General features: G+C 43.0%; 17 protein-coding genes. 6 read left to right on the top strand and 11 right to left on the bottom strand.

All coding sequences use genetic code 11. From position 1 onward, the window contains the following. Nucleotides 1–4: 4 nt before the first annotated feature. The 3 genes from AAFN85_RS24000 to AAFN85_RS23990 all read right to left on the bottom strand — a co-directional run bounded on the left by AAFN85_RS24000 (nt 5) and on the right by AAFN85_RS23990 (nt 1,681). Nucleotides 5–439 (bottom strand): Rrf2 family transcriptional regulator, encoded by a 435-nt coding sequence (locus tag AAFN85_RS24000; RefSeq protein ID WP_347530273.1) that lies wholly within the window; start codon nt 437–439, stop codon nt 5–7. A 124-nt stretch (nt 440–563) separates the two neighbouring features. Then, on the bottom strand, nt 564–839 hold the full coding sequence (locus AAFN85_RS23995) for a SelT/SelW/SelH family protein (protein ID WP_347530272.1): 276 nt from the start codon (nt 837–839) through the stop codon (nt 564–566). Then, nucleotides 836–1,681 carry an MOSC N-terminal beta barrel domain-containing protein gene (locus tag AAFN85_RS23990; protein WP_347530271.1) on the bottom strand — a complete coding sequence of 282 codons (846 nt, stop codon included), beginning with the start codon at nt 1,679–1,681 and terminating at the stop codon, nt 836–838. The genes AAFN85_RS23995 and AAFN85_RS23990 overlap by 4 nt, the downstream gene beginning before the upstream one ends. Before the next feature lie 356 nt (nt 1,682–2,037). On the opposite strand from AAFN85_RS23990, the gene AAFN85_RS23985 reads away from it, so the two are divergent. Beyond that, nucleotides 2,038–3,747 (top strand): GMC family oxidoreductase, encoded by a 1,710-nt coding sequence (locus AAFN85_RS23985; protein WP_347530270.1) that lies wholly within the window; start codon nt 2,038–2,040, stop codon nt 3,745–3,747. A gap of 111 nt (nt 3,748–3,858) precedes the next feature. Then, nucleotides 3,859–4,578 carry a ThuA domain-containing protein gene (locus AAFN85_RS23980; RefSeq protein ID WP_347530269.1) on the top strand — a complete coding sequence of 240 codons (720 nt, stop codon included), beginning with the start codon at nt 3,859–3,861 and terminating at the stop codon, nt 4,576–4,578. Between the two features lie 129 nt (nt 4,579–4,707). Here AAFN85_RS23980 and AAFN85_RS23975 read toward each other — a convergent pair whose 3' ends face one another. The 4 genes from AAFN85_RS23975 to AAFN85_RS23960 form a co-directional block, all read right to left on the bottom strand. After that, complete coding sequence (locus AAFN85_RS23975) at nt 4,708–5,967, bottom strand: nucleoside permease (RefSeq protein WP_347530268.1); 1,260 nt, start codon at nt 5,965–5,967, stop codon at nt 4,708–4,710. Between the two features lie 195 nt (nt 5,968–6,162). Further along, nucleotides 6,163–6,765, bottom strand: a complete 603-nt coding sequence (locus AAFN85_RS23970; RefSeq protein ID WP_347530267.1) for a bifunctional nuclease family protein — start codon at nt 6,763–6,765, stop codon at nt 6,163–6,165. Between the two features lie 22 nt (nt 6,766–6,787). Then, nucleotides 6,788–7,765 (bottom strand): electron transfer flavoprotein subunit alpha/FixB family protein, encoded by a 978-nt coding sequence (locus AAFN85_RS23965; protein ID WP_347530266.1) that lies wholly within the window; start codon nt 7,763–7,765, stop codon nt 6,788–6,790. A gap of 27 nt (nt 7,766–7,792) precedes the next feature. Next, nucleotides 7,793–8,530 carry an electron transfer flavoprotein subunit beta/FixA family protein gene (locus AAFN85_RS23960; RefSeq protein WP_347530265.1) on the bottom strand — a complete coding sequence of 246 codons (738 nt, stop codon included), beginning with the start codon at nt 8,528–8,530 and terminating at the stop codon, nt 7,793–7,795. 46 nt (nt 8,531–8,576) lie between these two features. Here AAFN85_RS23960 and AAFN85_RS23955 point away from each other — a divergent pair, with 46 nt between their 5' ends. Together AAFN85_RS23955 and chrA are read left to right on the top strand one after the other, a co-directional pair. Next, entirely contained in the window at nt 8,577–8,918 is a 342-nt protein-coding gene (locus AAFN85_RS23955; protein WP_347530264.1) for a tetratricopeptide repeat protein, read from the top strand. A 46-nt stretch (nt 8,919–8,964) separates the two neighbouring features. After that, nucleotides 8,965–10,164 (top strand): chromate efflux transporter, encoded by a 1,200-nt coding sequence (gene chrA, locus AAFN85_RS23950; protein WP_347530263.1) that lies wholly within the window; start codon nt 8,965–8,967, stop codon nt 10,162–10,164. 253 nt (nt 10,165–10,417) lie between these two features. On the opposite strand, the gene dnaB is transcribed toward chrA, so the two are convergent. Then, on the bottom strand, nt 10,418–11,971 hold the full coding sequence (dnaB, locus tag AAFN85_RS23945; RefSeq protein ID WP_347530262.1) for a replicative DNA helicase: 1,554 nt from the start codon (nt 11,969–11,971) through the stop codon (nt 10,418–10,420). Nucleotides 11,972–12,276: 305 nt separating this feature from the next. On the opposite strand from dnaB, the gene rlmB reads away from it, so the two are divergent. Next, nucleotides 12,277–13,044 carry a 23S rRNA (guanosine(2251)-2'-O)-methyltransferase RlmB gene (gene rlmB / locus AAFN85_RS23940; protein WP_347530261.1) on the top strand — a complete coding sequence of 256 codons (768 nt, stop codon included), beginning with the start codon at nt 12,277–12,279 and terminating at the stop codon, nt 13,042–13,044. 75 nt (nt 13,045–13,119) lie between these two features. On the opposite strand, the gene AAFN85_RS23935 is transcribed toward rlmB, so the two are convergent. Then, on the bottom strand, nt 13,120–14,205 hold the full coding sequence (locus AAFN85_RS23935; RefSeq protein WP_347530260.1) for a mannose-1-phosphate guanylyltransferase: 1,086 nt from the start codon (nt 14,203–14,205) through the stop codon (nt 13,120–13,122). 259 nt (nt 14,206–14,464) lie between these two features. Between AAFN85_RS23935 and recQ the strand changes: the two genes are divergently transcribed. Then, nucleotides 14,465–16,657: a DNA helicase RecQ gene (gene recQ, locus AAFN85_RS23930; RefSeq protein ID WP_347530287.1), complete on the top strand. Its 2,193-nt coding sequence runs from the start codon at nt 14,465–14,467 to the stop codon at nt 16,655–16,657. Between the two features lie 122 nt (nt 16,658–16,779). Here recQ and AAFN85_RS23925 read toward each other — a convergent pair whose 3' ends face one another. Continuing rightward, the gene (locus AAFN85_RS23925; RefSeq protein ID WP_347530259.1) at nt 16,780–17,439 is read right to left on the bottom strand and encodes a carbohydrate-binding protein; all 660 of its coding nucleotides are present in this window, start codon (nt 17,437–17,439) and stop codon (nt 16,780–16,782) included. Between the two features lie 104 nt (nt 17,440–17,543). Further along, the gene (locus AAFN85_RS23920; RefSeq protein ID WP_347530257.1) at nt 17,544–19,445 is read right to left on the bottom strand and encodes an OmpA family protein; all 1,902 of its coding nucleotides are present in this window, start codon (nt 19,443–19,445) and stop codon (nt 17,544–17,546) included. Nucleotides 19,446–19,458 lie beyond the last annotated feature (13 nt).

Genomic DNA, 19,458 nt, shown 5'->3' with positions numbered 1-19,458 from the left:
AAAATTAAACGCTGATGAGGGTAGTTTCGCGTTTGATGATATCGGCGATGCTGGTTTCGCTTAATATTTTGAGTGTGGCATCCCTTACATCAACAAACACATCCCTTATGCCGCAAGTGCTTTCCTGGTGGCACTCATCACATTTGTGGTAAAAATTTAAGCTTGCGCAAGGCACCATGGCAATAGGGCCATCGGTGATACGCATAATGCTTACCAGGTAAATATCTTTTGGGTCGCGGTTAAGACTATAGCCGCCGCCCGCGCCTTTTTTACTATAAAGGAAACCGGCGTTACGAAGATCGAGCAGGATCTGTTCGAGGAATTTTTTCGGGATGCGCTCTAATTCAGCGATCTTAGATATTTGCATAGGCGGCTGATCCATGTTTTTACCCAACACCACAAGCGCCTTTATTGCATACTTAGTTTTTTTCGAAAGCATTTTCTATAATAAAACTTACAAAGTTAAATAAAGATATTACTAAATTAACGATTTTTTCGAGTAATATTATAGATTATATAGAAAGCATATTTTATACAGACTTAATTTTATCAAAATGATAAAATTAACGGTCGGAGTGACCAAGGCTTTTACCTGGTGCAATGTGGTCACGTACAGTCTGTTTCAATTCTTTTATCTCCGGGAAACGGCCTTCACGTTTTCTATCGAATAATATTTCATCATTAATGCTGATGGTATATCTGCCGCTTACTTCGCTGGGTACAAGGGTAATGCCGTGCACCTCATCGGTAAACGTGGTAAGCAGTTCCTGCGCCATGTATGCGGCCCGCATCATCCAGTTACATTTGGGGCAGTATTCAATTATTATGGTAGGTTTCATGCGGTTTTCGCTGGTTTATATTCAATTATAAATCGCTCTTCGGTATGGGTGCTTAGTACTTTTAGTTCGTCGCCAACCGAAATAGTGCCGGTATTTTCATGCACCAGGTTTTGGCCAAACATGATCTTATTGTTCTTCATCCGGTACGAAGCGAGGGTTTTTAAAGGTTCTTTGGCTTTTGCAGCCGTTTGCTGATCGATAGTGGTCAGCACGCAACGGGCACAAAGCTTGGCTCCATAAAAAGTGATTCCCGATATTTCAACTTGATTCATCAAGTCTTCACTGTAAGCTTCACCTCCTGTAAATACAATGTTTGGCCTGAACCTGTCCATTGGTAAAGGCAATGCCATGCGTTTGTTAAGGTCATCTAACGAACTCTGGCCAATTAACAAAAAAGGATAGGCATCGGCAAAAGAGGTGATCATACCCGGTTTGGCATAACGTTGATCTACTTCACGTTCGCTATCATCGGGCATATAAACCAAGCGACATTTGATATCGAGGGTTTGGGTAAACCACTCATCGATAGCATCATTAATATATTGCCCCATGCAGGTATCATCCCAAACAGCAAATTGATGTAATGGTTGTTTATCGATATCAAAAGGGATCAACACACTATTGCCATTTTGATTGCTAACCCGTATGCCATTACCCTCGATAATGGTTTTCAGCAAAGCCATTTTAGCAAACTCGCGCTGGGTCATGAAGTGGCCGTATTCGTTAACTAACATCAGTCGCCTGTCGTGCTTAAAACCGCGGCTGGTGACCTCGGCGCTTTGTACGGATATACCTCCGAGGGATTTGATGGGGTAGATGAAGAGTTGGCTTAGCTGGAGCATATACAAAAATAATAAACCTGAACGGTGATTTTGTCTGAACCGGGATTTTATGAGATTAGTGAGATTAATGGGATTTTTTGTCCTGCTGTTTGTCTGAATCAGAATTTACAAAATTTAAGAATTAACAGAATCTCATCATGCCAGGCAAATTCTAAAAATCCTATAATTCTGTAAATTCTGATTCTGACAAAATCAAAATAATTCTACTCATCCGATAAATCCCCCCAATCCCGGTTCAGACAAAATCAGAATTTTACACAATCGATTGCATTAATTAATTTTAATTGATATACTTGTTTTAACCAATTCCTACAAACCGATCTTTTTAATCAACTAAACTAACCAATAGTAACATTATGCCATTAACTAATATAAACGGCAAGGCTAAGGAGAACAACACTTACGACGCGATCGTGATTGGCTCGGGCATCAGCGGCGGCTGGGCGGCAAAAGAACTTACCGAACAGGGCCTCAAAACTATTATGCTCGAACGCGGCCGAAACTTTGAGCACATCAAAGATTACAAAACCGCCAATCAGGATCCATGGGATCGTCACCACGCCGGTTCGCCAACTCAGGCAGAACGCAAGCAACGCCCGGTAATCTCACGCGGGTGGGGCGCTACCGAACCCATTATGGATTATTGGACAGATGAGCAGGCCGCACCGTACACCGAGATCAAGCCGTTTAACTGGTGGCGATCATACCAATTGGGTGGTCGTTCTATTTTATGGGGAAGGCAAAGTTACCGTTGGAGTGATTTTGACTTTGAAGCTAACGCGAAGGATGGCTGGGCTATTGATTGGCCTATCCGCTATAAAGACCTCGCGCCATGGTATGATCATGTGGAGAAGTTTGCAGGAATCAGCGGTTCGCTGGAAGGCTTACCGCAACTACCAGATGGCCATTACCTGCCGCCAATGGATATGAACGCAGTGGAGAAAGATGTAGCTGCCCGCATCAAGAAAAATTATAACGGCACAAGGCATATGATCATCGGAAGGTCGGCTAATTTAACGGCAGCTATCCCAGGGCGTACGGCTTGCCAGTTCAGGAACAGGTGTTGGGAAGGGTGCCCGTTTGGCGGGTATTTCAGTACGCAATCGTCAACTTTACCAGCTGCTTTAGCTACCGGTAATTTAACGGTGAGGCCATATTCTATCGTTACTAAAATTTTGTACGATAAGGACACCAAAAAAGCCAAAGGGGTAGAGGTGTTGGATGCCGAAACCAACCAAACATATGAGTATTATTCAAAAATAGTATTTGTAAATGCATCGGCGCTAAATAGTGCCTGGGTGTTGATGAATTCCGCTACCGAGATCTGGCCGGATGGCTTAGGAAGCAGCAGCGGGGAACTGGGTCACAATATTATGGATCATCACTACAACCTCGGCGCAAGCGGGCTGGTTGAAGGTTTTGAAGATAAATATTACTACGGCCGCCGCGCTAACGGTATCTATGTGCCTCGTTTTGCCAACCTGTTTGGTGATAAACGCGATTACCTGCGTGGCTTCGGCTACCAGGGTGCGGCAAGCCGCATGGGTTGGAGTAGGGAAATTGCCGAGCTAAATATCGGCGCCAATTATAAAGATGCCCTTACCGAACCCGGTCCGTGGACTATCGGTATTGGCGGCTTTGGCGAGTTGCTACCTTACCACGAAAACAAGATCACCCTCGATAAAACCCGAAAAGATAAATGGGGGCTAACAATATTGGCCATGGATGCCGAGATCAAAGAAAACGAAAAGAAAATGCGTTTTGATATCGTTCGCGAAGCCAAAGCCATGCTGGAAAGTTCAGGCGTTAAAAACGTAGAAACGCACGATAGGGGCCACAACGTAGGCGACGGCATCCACGAAATGGGTACTGCACGTATGGGCCGCGATCCAAAAACTTCAGTATTGAACGGCAATAACCAGGTTTGGGATGCCCAAAACGTTTTCGTTACCGATGGCGCCGCCATGACCTCAGCGGCTTGTCAAAACCCATCATTAACTTATATGGCGATGACTGCCCGTGCAGCTCATTTTGCTGTAGGTGAATTGAAGAAAGGGAATTTATAGTTGGTTGATTAGGTGAGTGGTTGATTGGGTGAATGGTTCTGTTTCGTTCTCCTTAAAAACTACTCACTTAATCAACTCAATCAACCGCTCACCATTATAAAACAATCAACCATGAAAAAACTACTAACCATTTGCCTCCTAATAGGCACAGCCTTAAGCCAGGCAATAGCGAAAGATAAAGTACTGCTATTTTATAAAACGGCGCAGTTTCACCACAACTCGATAGCCGTAGGTGTACCCGCCATTATAAAAATGGGACAAGAGAACAATTTTGATGTGGATACTACCATCAATGCCGAAAAGTTTACCACCGATAATTTAAAGCAATACAAAGCAGTGATATTTTTAAGCACCACTGGCGATGTGTTAAACGATACCCAGCAAGCCGCGTTTGAACAATACATTAAGCACGGCGGAGGCTTTGTTGGCGTACATGCTGCCACAGATACTGAATACGACTGGCCATGGTACGGTAAACTGGTTGGCGCTTACTTTAAAAGTCACCCAAGCAAACAACAGGAAGCTGTATTAAATGTGGTTGACAGAAATTTCATCGCCACCAAACACCTGCCCGAAACCTGGAAACGCCTCGACGAATGGTATAACTATAAATGGATCGGTGATGATTTACACGTACTGATCAAAATAGATGAGAAAAGCTACGAAGGCGGCGAGAATGGTGAAAATCACCCGATGAGCTGGTATCACAATTTTGATGGAGGCAGGGCTTTTTACACAGCACTTGGCCATACCGATGCATCTTATTCAGAGCCTTTGTATTTGGAACACCTTTTGGGTGGGATTAAATATGCGATGGGGAGGAAAAAATAGTCTGAATCAGAATTTACAGGATTTTAGAATTAACAGAATAAGTTGAAGTGAAAAAGCCTTGCTAAGTTGAACTTGGCAAGGCTTTTTTATTCTGAAAATTTTCAAATTCTGTAAATTCTGATTCAGAAATTATACATGCTTAATTGCTTCTTCCAAAGCTTTATTGTGCTTATATCTAAACACAAAAGGGAATATAATGGCAATTACCAACGCGTAGCCGGCAAAGGTTAGCCAGATGCCATGCCAATCCTTGCTTCCATCGGCATGGATAAAAAATTTATCGATAATAAAACCGCTGGCGATACTTCCAAAAAACGCACCGAAGCCGTTTACCATCATCATGAATAAGCCCTGCGCGCTGCCCCTGATCTCGGGTGTGGTTTGTGTTTCTACAAATAATGAGCCTGATATGTTAAAGAAATCGAAGGCCATACCATAAACAATACACGAAAGGATGATCATCCACAAGCCATTAACGGGATCTCCAAAAGCGAATAAACCAAAACGAAGCACCCAGGCAAGCATACTGAACAACATCACATTTTTGATGCCGAATTTGCGTAAAAAGAAAGGGATAGCTAAAATGAAAAGTGTTTCGGATACCTGCGAAATAGAAATAACAGCTCCTGAATGCTCAACTGCAAATGAACCCTTGTAGCTTGGATTTTTGGCGAAATCCAATATATAGGTAGTACCATAAGCATTGGTAAGCTGTAACGCTGCACCTAAAAGCAATGAAAACGCAAAGAAAATAGCGAATTTGGGTGTTTTGAATAATTCGAACGCGTTAAGTCCGAGGGCGTCTTTCAGCGTTTTTGTTCCTCCCTTACCCAGCAAAGGTGGGCATTTTGGTAATGTGAACGAAAATAAACCCAGTGCTAATGCCACACCAGATGCTATATAAAATTGATTGGCGCTTGTTTCGCTTTTGGTTGCATCAACAACTAATAGCGCGGCAATAAACCCTACTGTACCCCACACACGGATCGGCGGATATACCTTAACAACATCTTTACCTTGTTCTTTTAAAGCTGAGTAAGCAACTTTTATTGATAACGATAATGTTGGCATATAGCACAACATGTTCAGTAATATCACCCAAAAAAATACTGTTGGACTTGTTACCAACGGTACGCAGAAAAGTACCACTGAGCCAATAATATGTAATGTGCCGTATAGTTTTTCTGCGTGGATCCACCTATCTGAAATAATACCTGCAAGTGCCGGCATAAAAATGGACGAAATGCCCATAGTAGAGAAAATTGCCCCGAACTGAGCTCCCGACCAACCTTTGTTTTGAAACCAGTAAGCACCTACGGTTAACAACCAGGCCCCCCAGATAAAAAACTGCATAAAATTCATCAGTATTAAGCGGAACTTAATATTCATATGGTACCGGAATTAAATAATTTTGATCAGTGTTAAATTAAAAGCGGAAAGTAGTGAAATAAATGTAAATCAGAAAACTACCCTTGCAGAAATTACGCTTATTAAACAGAAACCCCGTTTAGGGTTCCTGTTATTTTATTTATGGAGAATGCTAAATAATAGATAATATTGAGGAGGATAACCAAAACTTCTAAATTACGAAGCTTTGCGTTTGTTCAGTTCGTCGCGGATCTTGGCCGCTTTTTCGTAAGATTCTTCGGCGAGGGCTTCCTGTAGTTTGGTTTTCAGTTCTTCGGTGCTGATAGACGCATATCCGCTTACTGATGAGGCTACCGATTTTTCCTCAGGGGCTGCTTCGTTAATGTTTTCTAAATAAACAAAATCGTTGCCTTCAATCACAATACCCGCGGTTGAAAGGATAAACTCGTAAGTAAAAATAGGGCAATCAAAACGTACAGCTACGGCGATAGCATCAGATGTGCGGGCATCAATCTCAATATTGCGTTTGCCGTCGCTGCAAATTAGTTTGGCGTAAAATATACCATCTACCAGGTTGTAAATGATCACTTCCTGCACTTCTATTTGGTAAGCCTGGGCAAAGCTTTTAAACAGATCGTGCGTAAGCGGGCGGCTCGGTGTCATCTTTTCTATCTCGATAGCAATAGCCTGGGCTTCAAAACTACCGATAATGATAGGCAACCGGCGACGGCCGCTAACCTCACCTAATACAAGCGCATACGCGCCAGATTGGGTTTGGCTGTATGATAAACCTACAATATCCAGCTTAATTTTTTTCATGTTATTCCCCATCACCCTGTATTTATGCCGAAGCTTTATATTGTTTAACGGCTGCAATTAATTGTGGCAATACTTCAAACGCGTCGCCCACAATCCCGTAATCAGCTACCTTGAAAAACGGCGCTTCGGGATCTTTGTTTATCACTACAATAACTTTTGATGAACTTACTCCGGCCAGGTGCTGAATAGCACCTGAAATTCCGACTGCAATATACAAATTTGGACTGACAGCTATACCGGTTTGTCCAACGTGTTCGCTATGCGGTCTCCAACCAGCATCTGATACCGGTTTTGAGCATGCTGTAGCCGCGCCTAATAAGGATGCCAACTCTTCGATCAATCCCCAGTTTTCAGGGCCTTTTAAACCGCGACCACCCGAAACAACGATCTCAGCATCAGGCAATGAAACCTTGTCACTTGCTCGGACGATATCTTTAATAATGGCTTTAAAGTCTGAATCTTTGGTTTCTGGTTTAAAATCAACCACCTCGGCAGTACCACCGGTTTCTACAACTTTATAAGAGTTAGGCACAAGCGAGATCACTTTAATTGCCGAGGTAAGCTCGACAGTAGCAAAAGCCTTGCCCGAGAAGGCAGTCTTTTTTACTTTGAATGAGCCACCATCCTGAACCGGCAGCGCGACAACACCATCGGCAACGCCAGCCTCCAGCTTAACGCCAATGCGAGGTGCTAAACCACGGCCAGAAAAAGTATTGGATAAAACAACAATAGCCGAACCTTCGCTTTTAGCTGCCTCGGCAATAACCGATGCATAGGCCTGGTTCACAAAATCTTTCAGCTTATCGCCAGATACATTGAGCACTTTATTAGCGCCGTATTTACCTAAAGCGGCAAGCTCGGCAGCATCAACGTTGCCTATTGATACGGCGGTGAGGGTAGTATTATTTTGATCGGCAATGGCGCGGGCGTAAGAAACGGCTTCGAAAACCGATTTTTTGAATTTGCCCCCGGCATTTTCCGCATATATTAAAACTGACATAGTTATCTGTTTATTTAGATTGATGTATTATATAACACGCGCTTCGTAATGCAGCAAATCAACCAATTGGGCTGTTTCGGCAGCGGCAACCAATTTTACCTGTCCGCGAGGTGCAGGCGTTTCATAACTTACAATTTCCGAAAAAGTTTTTACTTCAACAGGCTCAACAACGGTTAAGGGCTTAGTACGTGCCGACATGATGCCGCGCATGTTTGGGATCTTAGGTTCGGCAACGCCTTCGGCAGCACCTGCTACAAAAGGATAGGGGATGGTTAACACCTCTTTACCGCCCTCAATCTCACGTTCAACCGTAGCGTCACTGTCACCCGCGTCTAATTTTTTAATGATAGATACCGATGGCAGATCAAGCAGTTCGCCCAGCATCCCGGCAACTTTCGATCCGTTATAATCTATCGATTCACGACCGGTAAGGATCAGATCGAATGGATTGGCTTTTACATATTGCGCTATCTGATATGCTACATACCAGGCATCGTGCGGTTTAGCGTTTATACGCACCGCGTCGGTTGCACCAATGGCCAGGGCCTTGCGGATAGTTGCTTCTGTACTTGCGTCACCAACATTGATAACTGTAACCGTACCTTTGCCGCCATCAGTTAGTTCAATAGCGCGGGCAAGAGCAATTTCATCATAAGGATTAAGTATAAACTGAACTCCGTTTGTATTAAATTGCGTGTTATTATCGGTAAAAGTTATTTTTGTGGTGGTATCAGGAACATTACTTATACATACCAGGATTTTCATATTCAATAGGTTTTTGCAAATTTAGTTAAAAAAGAGAGAGTTTAAAATGGAGTTGAACAGATTGAATAAGCTGTTGGAGTTTATAAAAAATGAACCGAATGATGAGTTTCTGAAATACGCGCTGGCCACTGAGTATCTGCGTTTAAATGAGACAGATAAGGCACTGGAATACTATGAAGACCTGATCAATAACCACCCCAACTACGTAGGCACTTACTATCACCTCGGCAAGCTTTACGAAGCCCTGAACCGTAAAGACGATGCCATTAAAACCTACGAAACCGGCATGAAAGTAACCAAAGAGAAGCGTGATAACCACGCGTTTTCGGAGTTGCAGGCTGTTTATCGCCAGGCGATGGGTTTTGAAGAGGATGACGACGATTATTAGTCTTTAAGTTCATGTTTAGTTCATTTTCTATGAACAATATTGTTAAATGAAAAAACGGGAACTACTATTCCTGAGGGATGTTTTTATCTATACGTTTACAGCCTTTGGTGGGCCACAAGCGCATATAGCTGTTTTGCTGCGCGAATTTGTGGAGAAGCGAGGCTATGTAACCGAAGATGAACTGATGGAACTTAACGCCCTTTCGCAAGTGTTACCCGGGCCGTCATCTACACAAACACTGGTAGGGGTAGCTTGGAAGGTTGGCGGCTTGAGGTTGGCCATTATTACCTTTTTGATCTGGATCTTACCATCGGCAGCTATCATGTGTGCGGCTGCTATCAGCTATAATATGTTTGCCAATAAGGCCAAATTTGCGCACGTTATCAGTTACGTGCAACCTATAGCGGTGGGTATAGTTGCGTATGCCACTTATAACTTTGCCAACAAGTTTTTAAAAACAAAGGTAAGCCGGATGCTGGCCATAGGATCATTGCTGGTTACGCTGATATTACAAAATGCCTATGCTTTCCCGATATTGATTTTGCTTGGTGGCATTATATCATCTGCCATGGAAACGCAGCAGCAGGAAAATGAGCTGCGGGTTAAACTTTATGCTAATGTAAACCCCAATAAGGTGGGTTACTTTATAGGCATATTGTTGTTTTTTGCTGCTTTGGGCGCAGTGGTTAATCAAACTTCACCTTTCAGTTTACCTATCCGTTTGTTTGAGAATTTTTACCGTAATGGTATCCTTATTTTTGGTGGCGGGCAGGTGCTGGTTCCGTTGATGTACACTGAGTTTGTTGAGGTTAAGCACTATTTGGGTCGATCTGAATTTCTTTCAGGATATGCTTTGCAACAAGCCTTGCCAGGGCCAACTTTTTCCTTTACTTCGTTTTTAGGGGGCATCACACTTGGTAACAAGGGCTATAATGTTTGGGGGCAGGTAGTAGGAAGTTTGGTTGCCGTGATCGGCATTAATACACCCGGACTTATCCTTATTTTGTTCATTGTTCCTTTTTGGGAGGATTTGAAGAAGATCACCCGAATAAAAAACTCTTTGAGTGGTATCAATGCCGTAGCGGTAGGATTTATGGCGACAGCGCTTATTTTGTTGGTGCGCCCATTTGGCTTGAACTGGATAGCTTACCTGTTGATGGCCGGAACTTTTCTGTTGTTGCACTTCACCAAAATAAAAACACCGATAGTGATCATAATTGGCGTGGTGTTGGGGTTGATTTTTTGATTTGGGGTTGATAAGTGAAAGTCAATCGTTATCTAACTTTCCCACTTGCGCTCGTTTTTAACGAGTGCTTAAAGTGGGCTCGCGTTTGTAACGCGACTGGCGATGCAATCGCCCAACCATATGAAACGCTCGTTACAAACGAGCGCAAAGAGCGTACATTAAATAAGAAAAGCTTTCCATTTGAGGAAAGCTTTTCTTATTTAATGTTTTAAATCAACTCGCATAAAAACTCCCCCTCAGGGGGCCGGGGGGGTTAAAACGGCGCTTCATCATCCATATCATCCATCCTTGACGGGCGGATAATAAAGTTGCTTTGCTTCTCAAAATCCTGCGAAGGGGCGAGGCCTGCAAATGCATTGCCCGCTGCAGGCGGCGGGAAGCCCGCCATATCCTCTTCAAGGTTGGCGAATTTTACGTATTTACCTACGAATTTGAGCCTCACTGTACCCGTTTCACCGTTACGGTGTTTGGCAATAATTACCTCACCTACACCTTGGGTTGGGTTACCATCCTCATCTTCGGTTAGGCCGTAGTATTCTGGGCGGTATAGGAACAATACCATATCCGCGTCCTGCTCAATCGCGCCCGATTCACGTAAATCCGAAAGCATTGGCCTTTTTGAGTTACCCGGCCTGCTCTCAACCGCACGACTTAACTGCGACAGCGCGATTACCGGCACACTCAACTCTTTTGCAACCGACTTAAGCGCGCGGGAGATACTACTGATCTCCTGCTCACGGTTACCGCCCTTACCGTCAGATTTACCATGCATCAGCTGCAAGTAATCGATGATGATGAGCTGAATATCATACTGTGATTTTAAACGTCGGCATTTTGCCCTAAACTCAAAGATGTTAAGTGCCGGGGTATCATCGATAATGAAAGTAGCTTTTTCCAGGCGGCCAATTTTAGAGTGAACCTGCTGCCATTCCCACTCTTCCAAAGTGCCCTTACGGATCTTCTCCTGCTCAATTTCGGCTTCACCGGCAATCAAACGATTAACCAACTGTACCGACGACATCTCGAGCGAGAATACCACAACCGGCTTATCGAAATCAACGGCTGCGTTACGTGCACAGCTCAATACGAAAGCCGTTTTACCCATCGCCGGACGAGCAGCGATGATCACCAGATCGGATTTTTGCCAGCCCGAGGTCATCCTGTCAAGACCGGTAAAGCCGGATGCAACACCCGTTAAACCGTCTTTTTTATCTTTCAGGGCTTCAATATCGCGTAAAGCTTCATGCACCAGATCGTCCATGTTACGGGCATCACGGCGGAGGTTACTTTGGGCAATCTCGAACAGGTTTTTTTCGGCCATATCCAGCAAGTCGAACACGTCGCTGGTTTCTTCGTAGGCGTTATTGATCACCTCGGTAGAGATACGGATCAATTCGCGTTGGATGAACTTTTGGATAATGATACGCGAGTGAAACTCGATGTTGGCCGCAGATGCTACACGGCTGGTAAGCTCAGTGATAAAATATGCGCCACCTACCATTTCAAGGTCGCCAGATCTGCGCAGCTCGGCTGTAACGGTAAGAATATCTACGGGGTTTGTTTTTTCAAACAGCGTTTTAATGGCCGTGAAGATCTTTTGGTGATGAGTATGATAAAAAACCTCAGGCTTTAAAACGTCAATAACTGACGACAGGGCATCCTTCTCCAACATAAGCGCACCTAATACAGCTTCTTCCAAATCGGTTGCTTGAGGGGGAAGTTTGCTTCCTGCCGCGAAAGGAGTTGGGTTTCCAATTCGGTTTCGGCGTTCAAAGGTGTTGGGCTTGTTGTTATTATCAAAACTCATAAGGGTACAAAAATATACAAAAAAAGTTTTGAAGGGCGAAGTAAACACCTAACATAGTGTACCGGCTATTTAAAATAATCATACACAGGGTGATAATTTAAGGCTTTTTAACTAACACCGATGTGTGGATAACTTGTTGATAATGGCTTGCTTTGTTTGATTATCAACCTGTTGTAATTATGTTAATAAAGTTTTGGGATGTTGATAGCAATGCAGGCTTGTTGATTGTAAACCGATTAGGGTTATCAGTTCAATAAGTGCTTAATCAATTAATATAGCTACTTTTGCTAAAATTTAATTAGTAAATGGCATTTAATTCAAGACCTCAGCGCGAGAGTAACCAAATGGTTTTCGGCATCAGGGCGGTAGTGGAAGCTATCCGTTCGGGCAAAGAGATTGAGGCATTATTTATACAACGAGGCATAAGTGGCGGCCTGATCCTGGAGCTTAAAGAACTGATGAACGAGTATCAGATAACCGCCCAACAAGTACCGGTTGAAAAGCTGAACCGCATCACCCAGAAAAACCATCAGGGGGTGATAGCAGTGATTTCGCCTATTGTTTATCAAAAGATAGAGAACATTATTCCCGAAGTATTTGAAAAGGGCGAGGTGCCATTGATTTTGGTGTTGGATAGCATTACCGATGTACGTAACATGGGCGCTATTGCCCGTACGGCCGAGTGTGCCGGTGTACATGCCATTGTGATCCCGGCTAAAGGCTCGGCACAGATCAACCCTGATGCTATCAAAACATCAGCAGGGGCACTATATAAGATCCCGGTTTGCCGTCATGATAACTTTATGCAAACTGTAAGATTTTTACAGGAATCGGGCTTACAGCTGGTTTGCTGCACCGAAAAAACTCAGGATGATATTTACAAGCCTGATTATACCGCACCTACGGCTGTAATTATGGGATCGGAAGAGGATGGAATCCGTAACGAGATAATCCGCATCTCCGATCATTTAGCCAAGATCCCTATGTTTGGCGAGATCGAATCCTTGAATGTATCGGTATCTACAGGGATTATTTTGTATGAGGCGATAAGGCAACGCTCCGCGTTGAGTTAATCAGAGATTGGAGGTTAGAGATTAGTTGAGATTTGTTTATCCTAACCTCTAATCTCCAACCTCTAATCACTAAACTTAAATATACTTCGATCCAAATTTACTCTTCACATCAGCTACAACCTGCTTAATGTTTTGCTCCTGATCGCGTGGGCAAATTAGCAGGGAGTTGTTTGATTCTACTACGATAAAATCGTGCAGGCCTTGTAGTATCACCAGTTTCTCGCCAGGTACGTTTACCATACAGTTCGACGAATCATACATGATCACTTTTTCGGCAGGGATAACGGCGTTGCCTACATAATCCTTATCGGCCAGGTCATATATCGAGGCCCAGGTGCCAAGGTCGCTCCAGCCAAAATCCGAAGGCAAAACGTAAACGTTATCAGCTTTTTCCATAATGCCATAATCAATAGAGATGTTGATGCATTGCTGATAAGCGGTATGGATATGTGGTTTTTCTTCGCTCGAATTATAAACCGAACGGGCATCGGCAAAAATCTCGTGCATATCTGGCAGGTACTGGCCAAAAGCCTTAACAATAGCCTGCGCCGACCAAACGAAGATGCCTGCGTTCCATAAAAAGTCGCCGCTTTGGATGAATGTTTTGGCTATCTCAAGCGTTGGTTTTTCGGTAAAGGTTTTTACTTTATGAAAATCCTCGTTAATTACGTTATCGGTATATTGAATGTACCCGTAACCTGTATCTGGCCTTGATGGTTTTATGCCAAGGGTAATGAGATAATCATTTGCCGCTGCGGTTTCTAACGATTTTTCGATAGCTACGATAAAAGCATCTTCATCAAGGATCTGCTGATCTGAAGGGGCAACAACAATGGCGGCATTAGGGTTAAGGCTTTCAATTTTAAAACAACCGTAGGCCACGCAAGGGGCGGTATTACGCATTACCGGCTCGGTGAGGATCTGCTGATCTTCCATATCCGGCAACTGTTGTTTTACCAGTTTTGTATAATTTTCGTTGGTAACAACGTATATATTTTCTTTAGGACAAACTTTCAGGAAACGTTCGTAGGTATTTTGGATTAAGGTTTTACCGGTGCCTAATATGTCAATAAACTGTTTAGGATGTGAAGTTCGGCTAATTGGCCAAAAACGGCTCCCGATTCCACCTGCCATAATTATAGCATAATAGTTTTTATTCATGGGGATATAGAAGAATTTTAATTTGGTATGACGTCCGTAAAAATGAACAATTATCTGTTAATTATCCATTAAATAAAACTAAATAATTAATCTAATTAAACAAGCATTCTTGCCCGGTTTATATAATGACTTTGTAAACAAATTGTTTTTCATTTAATAATCATTTTTGCATAAAATTTAAAAGTAAATCCATCGTTTATTCTTAAAATTTTGTTACTTTAAACTTTTAAATACAATTTAAGAATTTGTTAAAATAATGATAGAAACAAAGAAATCGCTATTTGACAATCTCCAGAATTTTTTCGGGTTTGATAATTTTAAGGGGGAGCAAGAAGCGATAATCACCAACATCCTGGCCGGTAATGATACTTTCGTTATTATGCCTACCGGTGGTGGCAAATCGATGTGTTATCAATTACCCGCGCTAATGAGCGATGGCACAGCAATAGTAATTTCACCACTGATAGCCCTGATGAAAAATCAGGTAGATCAGTTAAGGGCTTTCGGTGGATCAGATAGTATAGCCCACTTTTTAAATTCATCACTTACAAAATCAGAAATAGCCAGGGTTAAGGAAGATGTGTTGGGCGGCAAAACCAAATTATTGTACGTTGCACCCGAATCATTAACCAAACAGGAAAATATCGATTTTCTGCGTCTCAATCATGTATCATTTGTAGCGGTTGATGAGGCGCACTGTATTTCGGAATGGGGACATGATTTCAGGCCCGAGTACCGTAAAATTCGCCAGGTGATCAGCAATATTGGCGAAAACATTCCTATCATTGCTTTAACAGCTACAGCTACTCCAAAAGTTCAGCAGGATATTCAAAAAAACCTGCAAATGAACAATGCTACGGTTTTCAAATCATCATTTAACAGGGCCAACCTGTTTTATGAAGTGCGTGCTAAACGCCACGTGATCAAAGAAATTGTAAAGTTTGTAAAGCAAAACCAGGGTAAATCGGGCATTATATATTGCCTTAGCCGTAAAAAGGTTGAGGAAGTGGCTGAGGCGCTTAATCTTAACGGTGTAAAAGCATTGCCATATCACGCAGGCCTGGATCCGAAAGTAAGGGCCGATACACAAGACAAATTCCTGATGGAAGATGTTGATGTGATCGTTGCTACCATAGCCTTTGGTATGGGTATCGATAAGCCGGATGTTCGTTACGTGATCCATCACGATGTGCCTAAAAGTATGGAAGGTTACTACCAGGAAACCGGTAGGGCTGGCCGTGACGGTGGCGAGGGTGTTTGCGTGGCCTTCTACTCGGAAAAGGATATCGATAAGCTTCAGAAATTTATGAAGGATAAGCCTGTTTCCGAACGTGAAATAGGCACCCAAATATTAAAAGAAGTTATTGACTATTGCGAATCGTCGGTTTGTCGCCGTAAACAGTTATTGCACTACTTTGGCGAAAACTTTAACGAGGCAGGTTGTAATAACATGTGTGATAACTGCTGTGGTCATAAAGAGCACTTTGATGGCGAAGAACATCTGCATAAAGTTTTAAGCCTGATTAAACACACAGGAGAGAAATTTGATGATCATCACATCATTAGCATTTTGATGGGTGTAGAAAACGCTCAGATCAAAAACTACGAACATGATCAGTTAGATTACTTCGGATCGGGCAAGGAGCAGGGTGAAAATCTGTGGAACTCGCTATTGCGCCAGGCGTTGCTCAATAACTACGTTTCGAAAGATATTGATCAGTACGGTTTATTACGCTTAACTAAATCCGGTAATTCTTTTATAGATAATCCTCACGGCATCCGCTTTGTACTGAACAAGGTAATGGAAGTTACTGATGATGATCATGATGATGAGGGGCCGAAACAAAGCGGTGGCGCGCTGGATACCCAGTTGCTGCAAATGCTTAAGGAACTGCGTAAAAAGCTGGCCAAGCAAAAAGGCTTACCGCCGTTTGTGATCTTCCAAGATCCATCGTTAGAGGAAATGTGTACGCATTATCCTATCAATACCGAAGAGCTGAAACAGATCTCGGGCGTTGGTGCTGGCAAGGCTTTGAAGTTTGGTAAACCATTTACCGATCTGATCCAGAAATACGTTGAGGATAATGATATCGATCGCCCTATTGACATGGTGATCAGGAGCGCGGCCAATAAATCGGCACTTAAGGTATTCATTATCCAGAACATTGATAGGCACCTTAACCTTGATGATATCGCAGCCTCAAAGGGCCTTACTTATGAGGAGATATTAAAAGAGGTAGAAACCATTGTAAACTCGGGTACCAAACTTAACCTTAACTATTATATTGATGAGGTTATTGACGAGGATAAGCAGGAAGAGGTATTCGATTATTTCCGCACAGCAGAAGCCGATTCGATTGATGAGGCCTTAGCTGAGTTAGGAAGCGACGATTACACACGTGAGGAAGTGCAATTGATGCGCATCAAATTCATGTCGGAATTAGGAAACTAAGGCCATTTGAAATAATTAAAACGTCATTGCGAGGTACGAAGCAATCGCACGAAAGCAGGTTCGCCCTGTATAGTTCGCGATTGCTTCGTACCTCGCAATGACGTTTTTGTTTGGCCGGTTTTTTATTTTATAACCTTGCCAAAATCCAGATAATCCAGGTTCATGTTACCATTGCTTACAATATGCAGTGTGATAACGTGAGTTCCTTTTTTAAGTGATATAGCGCCGATAGAATCCGAAGCGTTCCAATGGTGCCATTGTCGCCACTGAACGGTATCGCGGTCATCATGCGTAGATGTTATTGGCATTGGCCCGGTAGCATCTTTGCCATCAACATCAAGCGAAATTGATCCGTTACCATTTGAGGTATAAAGCACCCCAATGGGATAGGTGCCGCTTTTGGTTACTTTAACACTATAATTTATCCATTCGCCGGGCTGTGTCCATCCAACATAAAGTTTATTAATATCGCGAGGCGCTTTGTTAAATGGATTATTATCTATGTTGCCGGTTTTAGTGTAGGATAGATCTACGCCTTCCTTCATCCTGAACTCGTTTAAAAACGTGCCGTTAGCAGGGTTCAGTTTGCCGCTGCCGTTGTTGGTGCTGTCTGTATCATGATAGGCCACGCCTTCGCCGCCTTCATCATAAAGTTCACATTCCAACCTGCCGGGTAGTTGCTGCATTTTGCCTTGCCAGGGTTTACCAACATCCTTCATCTTAAAAAAAACAAACGCGCAGGATATTGCCGTTATACAAAGTATGGCGAACAGTTTTTTCATTTTTAGGTACCTGTTGAGCTTAAAGCTGAAGGCTTAAAGCAAAAAGCTATAAAAGTTTATTGGTCGTTTATTCTGAAGCTATTCTAAAGCTTTAGGCTTTCAGCTTACTTACCTATTATCATAAATTCAGTACGTCTGTTTCGGGCTTTGTCGTCATCCGTTGTATTAGGGGCTATCGGCTGTGTTTCGCCGTAGCCTTTATAAACCAACCTGGCAGCGGCAATACCATGGTTTATAAGGTATTGATAAACAGATTTTGCCCTGTTTTCGGATAATGTTTGGTTGTTGGCATGCTGACCAACATTGTCAGTATGGCCAGATACTTCAACCCGAACAGTTTTGTTCATCTGCAAAAAGTCGATCATTTTTGATAGCTCCGCTTTTGATTCGGCTTGCAGGTCGAACTTGTTTGTATCAAAAAATATATTTTTCAATATCACCTTGCTGCCCACTTCGATAGGAGATAGCAATGCTATTATATCAAATGGCTTAGTGCCTTTATAGTTTCGCAGCGAAAAGTTTTCGGAGTAAAAAAGGTAACCGCTTTTAGAAATATTAAGTCCGTAATTTTTACCAGAAGTAAGCGTAGCCAGGAAATCGCCATGTTCTTCGCCGCTGTAATCCTGGTAAACGGGGGTGTTGCTTTGTAGATCGATGATCTCGACCGCGGCTTCGAGCGGTTCCTGGGTTTTGGCATCTTTTACATGCCCCTTAACATAAGTAACCCTGTGCGGTCGGATATTTACCGGCAACTCGAAGGTATAAATATCATATCCGCCAAAACCATTCAAATTATCCGACGAGAAAAAGGCGTAATCGCCATTGGCTGTAAGCGAAAGACCACCTTCATCGCCGTTGCTGTTAATAGGGTAGCCCAGGTTTTCGGGTTTTTGCCATTTGCCATCTTTACCCATGCGGCTCACAAACAGATCTTTACTGCCCAATCCCGGCCAACCGTTGCTGCTGAAGTATAACGTGCTATCATCCGGGTGGATAAATGGCGATTGTTCATTATAAGCCGTATTAATGTTTGGCCCCAGGTTTTCGGGCTCGCCCCAGCCTTTATCTGTAAGCGTACTTTTCCAAATGTCATAGCCGCCATACCCGCCCTTACGGTTGCTCACAAAGTAAAGTGTGCGCCCATCATAGTTGATAGATGGCTGGGATTCCCATCCCGGAGTATTCACCGGTGGACTAAGATCGATCGGTTTAGCCCAATCGTCGCCACGTTTTTGTGCTATATAAATATCGCACCTACCCAAACCATCGGGACGGTTACAGCCGGTGAAAAACAGGTATTTGCCATCCTGCGATATAGATTGCGCGCCTTCATTGTATTTATCGGTATTGATCTGGTTGCTCAAATAAGTCGCTTTGCTCCACTTACCGTCAACTTTATCGCTTTTATAAAAATCTTCGTTATCGTTTATTTTTCGGGTAAATATTAACACGCTTTCATCGGCTGTGGCCACTGGCAGATACTCGTCATAAGCTGTATTGATTTCTGCACCTACGTTGATTGGTTTAAATGGTACCGGGTGCTGTACGGCCTGGATACTGAATTTTGCGTCGGCCAGAAGTTTTTGCGCATAGGCGTAGCTATCGGGAGCGGCTCCAGGATAGGTTAAATATTTTTCGAGGTGTTGTTTGGATTCGGTGTATTTGGCTTCGTTTATTTCAACCTCGCCAAGTTTAAGGTAAATACCCCGGTTAAATTCGGGATTGAGTGCTATGGTTTTGGTGTATTGTTCAATGGCCTGTTTGTATAGGCGTTTCATCCGGTACAGATCGCCGAGGAGCGCGCGGGCATCTATAAACTTTGAATCTTCTTCGAGGGATTTGTTGAGGTTTTGGATAGCCTCATCATACATATGGTCATCAATGTTTTGATTGGCTGCCGAGATATACTTAAGGGCTTCTTTGTTATTGGTAGAATATAATTTTTGTTGAGCTATCGCGGCTACAGACAAAAACAAAGACAACAATAAGGCTAAAGCAACTTTCATCGGTATTAAATAA

Source organism: Mucilaginibacter sp. CAU 1740, assembly GCF_039839285.1.
Classification (GTDB): Bacteria; Bacteroidota; Bacteroidia; order Sphingobacteriales; family Sphingobacteriaceae; genus Mucilaginibacter.
This window is presented reverse-complemented; position numbering and strand designations above follow the sequence as displayed.